The sequence below is a fragment of the Vogesella mureinivorans genome (assembly GCF_007644035.1).
Lineage (GTDB): Bacteria > Pseudomonadota > Gammaproteobacteria > Burkholderiales > Chromobacteriaceae > Vogesella > Vogesella mureinivorans.
Genome location: NZ_VMTV02001050.1, coordinates 1 through 310, shown reverse-complemented (window position 1 = coordinate 310; position 310 = coordinate 1). Strand labels below are relative to the sequence as shown.

At 67.4% G+C, this 310-nt stretch carries 1 protein-coding gene; it reads right to left on the bottom strand.

What is annotated here, in order from left to right:
• On the bottom strand, positions 1–310 hold a 310-nt coding region (locus FLQ44_RS22695), incomplete at both ends, for an NAD-binding protein (RefSeq protein ID WP_170253072.1).

Below are 310 nucleotides of genomic sequence, written 5' to 3'. Positions count from 1 at the left end.
GCGGCCCACCGAGACCAGTACGCGGTCGAACAGCTGGGCCTCGGGCGCCTTGTCGCCCTCGAAGCTGACCTTGAGGCCCTGCTTCTCGGCGACCACGCCGCTGACCTTGGTCTTCAGATGGATACCCTTGAAGCGCTTGGCCAGGCGCTGCTGCAGCGGGCGCACGAGGTCCGGATCGGCGCCCGGCATCAGCTGGTCGGCCAGTTCGACCACGGTGACTTCGGCGCCCAGGGCGGCATACACGCTGCCCATCTCAAGACCGATGATGCCGCCGCCGATCACCAGCAGGGACTTCGGGATTTCCTGCAGC